Here is a 6150-nt window from a genome sequence, read left to right as displayed (position 1 = left end):
TCCGCTCGGCGTTTTCGGCAGTTCGGCGACAAATTCGACTTCGTGTCCTTATGCATCCTACGATTTAGCTTCTTTACAAAGACAGCAAATATTCATCTAATTACCATTTGTCCTCACGTGTAGAGGTTGGAGATTTTCTCAAAACCCCCTGTGTTTTGGTGAAGAGCCGAACACATCTTTTTTATTAATGTTGACAAAAAAATAAATTAATAGTAACATTAATTACGTAATTACGTAATTACGTAATTACGTAATTTTAGGGAGGTGCATTCGATGATTGATTTGAGAAGCGATACATTGACCTTGCCTACAGAGGAAATGAGAAATGTTATTGCCAATGCCTTGGTAGGTGATGATTGTTATGGAGAGGACAGCAGTGTTATTGAATTGGAAGAATATTGCAAACAATTGTTTCATGTGGAGGATGCTCTGTTTGTTCCGACAGGTACAATGGCTAATCAATTGGCTATAAAGTCACAAGTAACGGAAGGGAATGAAGTGATTACAGAAACAAACTATCATATAAACTTTTACGAAAGTGCTTCGATTGCCATGTTAAGTAGAGTCGTTTTGCATACATGCAGAACAGCCGATGGGATCCTAAGAGTCGAACATGTTGAGGAGTTAATTCATTCTAAACCTAGAGGTCCTTTTTACGCTCACCCTCAATTAGTTTCCATTGAGAACACCATTAATTATTATCAAGGGAAAATATTCCCTCTGAAAGTAATTGAGCAACTATATGGGTTTACGAGAGAGAAGAATATATCTTTACATATGGATGGAGCAAGGTTGTTTAATGCACACGTAGCAACGAACATTCCATTAAGGGACTATGCAAAATTTGTGGATTCACTTAGTGTATGTTTTGCAAAAGGACTTGGTGCTCCATTTGGGTCGATGCTTATGGGAAGAAAAGAAGTGATCAGCAAAGCTAGGATTTACAGAAAACAATTTGGAGCCGGGTTTCATCAAATAGGTATGTATGCAGCTGCGGCACTGCATGCTTTAAAACATCATATATCCCATTTGCGTACAGACCATCTGCTTACTAAAAAATTAGCAATGATGTTATCGAAAATAGATGGGCTGTATGTTGATCCTCATGCTGTTGAAACAAATATGATCTTTTTTCATGTGAATAACTTTCATATAAGTTCATTTGAGTTTGTCGATAGGTGCAAGAAAAAAGGCTTGCTTTTATTTCCTTGGTTACCTGATGAAGTAAGGATTGTGGTTAGTAGAAATGTTAATGAAAAAGATATAGATGAAGCAGCTAATATTATTGAAGCAGTATGCAAAGAGTTGACGAGAGGGGTCATGTATGTTTCTTAAGGTTAATGAGGGAATTTTGACGTTTGGCATCAGGGTTTTCAATTCCGTTGGTTTTTTTGTGTATGTTCCGTTGCTTTCTTTATGGCTAGTTAAAATGAAAGATCTGGATATTACGGAAACCAGTTTGGCAGTGGCGGCATTTACGTTTGTATCAAAGGCGGGTAATGTGCTGGTTGGGGGGGTTGTCAACAAGTTTGGGATCAAAAACAGTCTTATCGTTGGTCTATGGGGATCCGCTTTGTTGCTAACAATATTAACGATCATTCATTCTTATACATTGATATTCGTGATCGTGTTGCTATTGGGGATATCGATCTCGCTTTACAATGTAAGTTTGAAAACACATATTTCCTTATTAGAGGAAAATGAGAGGCTGCAGGCTTTTGCGTTATTAAACATCGCTGTCAACGTCGGTGCTTCTATTGGGCCTTTTCTAGGTGGATGGTTATTGGACTGGAATTCTTTTGGTATCATCATTGCGGCGATTGTTTGTTATGTTTTGGCCGGGGGGGTTTCGTTGCTATTACCTCGCATCACCATTGAGGATGCAGAGAAGGGAATCAATATCGTACAATTCGTTAAAAACAGCAGATCGGACCCGCATTTCTTTATCTTTATAAGATTTATTGCTTTTTCAGGGTTATTTTGGTTTTTGTACACACAACTATTTACAACTTTTCCTGTTGTCGTTTCTCAACATTTTTCTGGAAAAACGATAGGGTTGTTTTTTACGGTGAATGCGATGACGATTATTGTTCTTCAAGGTTTCTATCCAAAAATACAGCCGAAATGGAAAATGGAGTATTGGTACGCGCTGGCCTTAATGCTCATCACTGCATCTTATTTCTTGCTATGGATTTCACATCATTTTTGGATCATCTTTGTTAGCGTGATCTTGTTCAGCATGGCTGAAATCATTTGGGTTCCTACGATTGATCATCAGATTGTAGAAAAAAAGGGGATGTTAAGCTCTTCATGGGCCTTCGGAATATCAGGGGTGCTTTGGGGAATGTGGGAGTCTATCGGTGGATTCGTTGGTTTGAATTTATATCAGTACGTTGGACATCAAACCTTTTTCTATTTGACCATGATAGGCATTGTGATTTTTATTGGCTATATGTTTCAGCTGCCATATAGAAAAATGTCTTTCTTCACGAATAAAAATCAAGTAGAGAGAAAGGACTGGCGATGATGCACTTGTTATTTGTCGAGACGAATACAACAGGTACCGGTACGAAGGCGATGAAAATCGCTAAACAACTAGGTTATAAAATCCATTTTTGGACGATGGACTTAGAACAATACAACGCAATGACAGATGACCATCCGCTGAACTTCGCTGATCAAGTCGTCATCATCAATACGTATGATACGGATCGAATGAAAGAAGAACTGGCACGCTCTGAGGTGAAATTTGCCGGAATCCTCGCTTTTGATGATTATCACTTGATTCCAGTTGCTGAATTAGCGAGTTATTTGGGAGTGAGGAGTCACGATATCGAAGCATTGAAAAGGGCCCGTTATAAACATATAACGAGAACTTATCTAGAAAGTCAACATTTTAGAGAGTTTTTGCAACCTGCTTTCCATATCATCCATCATCCTGACGAAATCATAAATTTGGAGATCTCGTTTCCCTGTGTCATCAAACCTGTAGATGATAGTGGAAGTAATGGGGTGACGATTTGTCAAAATCGTCGTGATTTAGAACTGTCCCTGCGCCACGAATGGCAAAGACAGCGTAATGAACGCGGATATGAACTGGCAAGGAAATGGCTGATTGAAGAATGGATTGAAGGACAAGAATTTTCAGCCGAGATGTTATACACAGTTGATGGATGGAAATTAATATCCGTTACGAAAAAAGAAACGTACGGTCCTCATGCCGTTGAATGTGGACATGTAACGGGTCCGAAACTAAATCCTTTTTCCGGTTTAGAAGAAAGATGCAAAAAACTGCTGGACCTATTGGGATTAAACTATGGAGCGGCGCACATAGAATTTTTTGTTCGCGGAAACAACTTATATTTGGTTGAAGTCAATCCTAGACTGGCTGGTGACTGCATCCCCGAATTAGTAGAATTCGCTGCAGGGGTGGATATGGTTAGGCATGTTGTTTTACAATCAATCGGGACATATGAAGAGGTAACGATCACTAGACAACGCTATGCCGCCATTAAGTTTATCCTGCCTGTTGAGCAGGGGATATATCAAACGGTTAGGGGAATGGAGGAAGCGCAAAAAGTAGCTGGAGTAAAAAGAATAAGTATAGGGAAGTTGCCGTTTAAGGCGAATGGAATTAAAAGCAGCTACCAAAGGTTAGGGTTTGTCATGGCAGAAGGCGATAGTATGGAAAACGCGATCTCCTCGACACAAGAGGCGATGGATCGATTGGAATGGGGGATTGTACATGAATAAATACATTGTTATTTTAGGGGCAAGCCGTTATGGAGCGGAAGCAGCATTTCAATGTGGACTCAAACCCATTATTGTCGCGGATCGGTACTCAAGCATTGATAAGGAAATAGCGCAGTTGGCCGAAGTTGTATTTTATGTTCGTGACATTGCAGAGAAAACAGAGGTGTTTTGTACTGTTGAGAAAATCATGAGTTTATATCAAACAGTGGAGCTCGTCGTAAGCTTTACAGAATTAGGGCTAGAGACGGCTGCTTATATTAGTGAAAGGTTGCAATTGCCAACGAATTCGCTCGAAACGGTCGTGAATACGAGGAATAAAGGATTGATGCGCCAGATTTTGCGGAAGGATCCGGAATTACGATTAGACGTTGTGAGTGGCAAGGTATCTGTTCTTCCTAAACAGTTTCCATATTCAAGACCGGCCATCATCAAGCCGCTTGACGGATTTGGAAGCAAAGAGGTTGATTATATTTCCAATCAACAGGAGTGGGAAAAATGGTTAAAGAGAAATCAAGATCATCCTCACGAGTGGATCTTGGAGCCGTATATTAAAGGCCCGGAATATAGTGTGGAGACGGTATCTTGGAGAGGAACCCATTTCATTTTAGGAATAACCGAAAAACAAACAACCGGAAAACCTCACTTTATAGAGACTGGGCATATTGTGCCGGCGAGACTGGAACAACAGAAAGTCAAACGAATCGAACAAGTGGTGATGAAAGCGTTGCATTTGTTGAATGTCCAATATGGACCGGGGCATATTGAGATTAAATGGGATGTGGAAGAAGATAGACCAGTGGTGATTGAAATGCATACGAGACCGGGGGGGGATTTTATCCCTTATTTACATCAATTAGCGTCTGGTTTCAACCAGTATGAGTTAGGAATTTTATCTTATATGAACCAAATGCCGCCCGATGTAAAACCGATTTATAAAAAAGCAAGCCTTGTCAAGTTCTTTATGTTTCCAGAGGGCATGTTGCGACAAATCTCTCTTGACACAGAAGTCAATCGAGAATATATCCGAGATTGGGCCATCTACTATCAAGTAGGGGATCATATAAAGAAAACGGTGGACTCTTATACGCGCTCCGGTCATGTGATTGTTTGTTCGTCGACAGTTGAAGAATGCCAGCGGTTATGCGACAATTTTGTTGATCAGTTGAAGTATCAAATTGTTCATGAATAAAAACAGAAAGTATGGGATGTCGAATGGCTGTATACACAATGGAAGAAGTGAACCATTATTGTAAAGTAGAACTATCCACCTCTTCTTTATTTGAAATGATGGCGTGTTTAAGGAAGTGTTACATTTCATCGGGAAAAATGGATGGTGAACCTCATTTCCCGGTTGCTCGTTTTGAGCAGTTTTTTCGGGAACATGAATCGTTGCTGAAAAAATTTTACGGTCGGTATGAGTATGGGGCACAGCTCGCAGAATTTTTGGTCGATTTGCCTGCTCCTCATACCTTTTCTCAACTCATGGCATATATCGACCGTGTGTCCCAGTATGAGTTTTTGTATTATTTATTCGGTCGTTACTTGTCTGAAAAGGAGATCGAGATTTGTCTAACGCAAACCGCTTCCCCGTTTGATGAAATTCGCTCGAAAATCACGTCGTTGGGCGGATTTGTGAATGCCGAACAGCTTGAATTCGCGCAGAACTATGAGCAATATTTGCAGGAACTGACCTATCTTTGGGAACATTTTTATCAGCAATGCTACGTCCATATTGAGCCAATCCTGTCCCCTCTTTGGGATCAGGCGAATGAGCGATTGAGAGCGGAACTCAACCAGTCGGGGATTGAGAAAATGGTTCGAAAACTATTGTACGATTACCCAATCCCAGAACAGTTTCCGACGAAAGAGACGAAGTTGATCAAACTGTATCCCTCGTATTTTGTGTCACCGAAATTTATTTTGGTTTGGGGGCTCGGTGAACTTCATATTATTTATGATATAAGGCATTATATAAACGGGAAAGAGCTTTCCTTGAGCGGAAATCGGATGGAGATCCGATATGATGAGGAGCAGATTCAGTATGTTGCCGATATTGCCAAATCATTGTCTGAAATCGTTCGGATGAAAATATTGTCATTTATTGCGAATGAAGAAAACATGAAGTCGCAGGAGATGGCCGATCAGTTAAATATTACGGTTGCTACCGTTTCACGGCATTTAAATCTCCTGAAGCAATCCAATCTGATCATTGAGCGGAAAGAAAACGGTTATCACCTCTATGAGATCAACGAAAAGGAAGTGAAGAACTATTGCTCCGTTTTAAAGAAGATCTTGGGCATCGGAAACGATGAGCCATAACGGCCAAGAGGATGCTCCGTTGCCGGGGCATCCTCTTTATGGGTTAGGCTTTTTTCTGCTTTTCCCTTTCTTGATTGC

5 protein-coding genes are annotated in these 6150 nt (G+C 40.4%); all 5 read left to right on the top strand.

All coding sequences use genetic code 11. The annotated features are described in order from the left end of the window. Positions 1-273: 273 nt before the first annotated feature. From VU18_RS12045 to VU18_RS12025, 5 genes are read left to right on the top strand one after another with little or no spacing between them, the layout of a single operon-like run. A complete protein-coding gene (locus VU18_RS12045) occupies positions 274-1335 on the top strand; it encodes a low specificity L-threonine aldolase (RefSeq protein WP_014196543.1) in 1062 nt (353 codons plus the stop codon). After that, positions 1325-2527, top strand: a complete 1203-nt coding sequence (locus VU18_RS12040) for an MFS transporter (RefSeq protein WP_011232237.1) — start codon at positions 1325-1327, stop codon at positions 2525-2527. Before VU18_RS12045 ends, VU18_RS12040 begins: the two co-directional genes overlap by 11 nt. Further along, entirely contained in the window at positions 2524-3753 is a 1230-nt protein-coding gene (locus VU18_RS12035; protein WP_014196542.1) for an ATP-grasp domain-containing protein, read from the top strand. Before VU18_RS12040 ends, VU18_RS12035 begins: the two co-directional genes overlap by 4 nt. Then, positions 3746-4942 (top strand): ATP-grasp domain-containing protein, encoded by a 1197-nt coding sequence (locus VU18_RS12030; RefSeq protein ID WP_011232235.1) that lies wholly within the window; start codon positions 3746-3748, stop codon positions 4940-4942. Before VU18_RS12035 ends, VU18_RS12030 begins: the two co-directional genes overlap by 8 nt. A gap of 38 nt (positions 4943-4980) precedes the next feature. After that, positions 4981-6072 carry a helix-turn-helix transcriptional regulator gene (locus VU18_RS12025; protein ID WP_020278087.1) on the top strand — a complete coding sequence of 364 codons (1092 nt, stop codon included), beginning with the start codon at positions 4981-4983 and terminating at the stop codon, positions 6070-6072. Positions 6073-6150 lie beyond the last annotated feature (78 nt).

The organism is Geobacillus sp. ZGt-1, assembly GCF_001026865.1.
Classification (GTDB): domain Bacteria; phylum Bacillota; class Bacilli; order Bacillales; family Anoxybacillaceae; genus Geobacillus; species Geobacillus thermoleovorans.
Note: the sequence above shows the minus strand (reverse complement) of the source record. Positions and strands in the feature narration are given on the sequence as shown.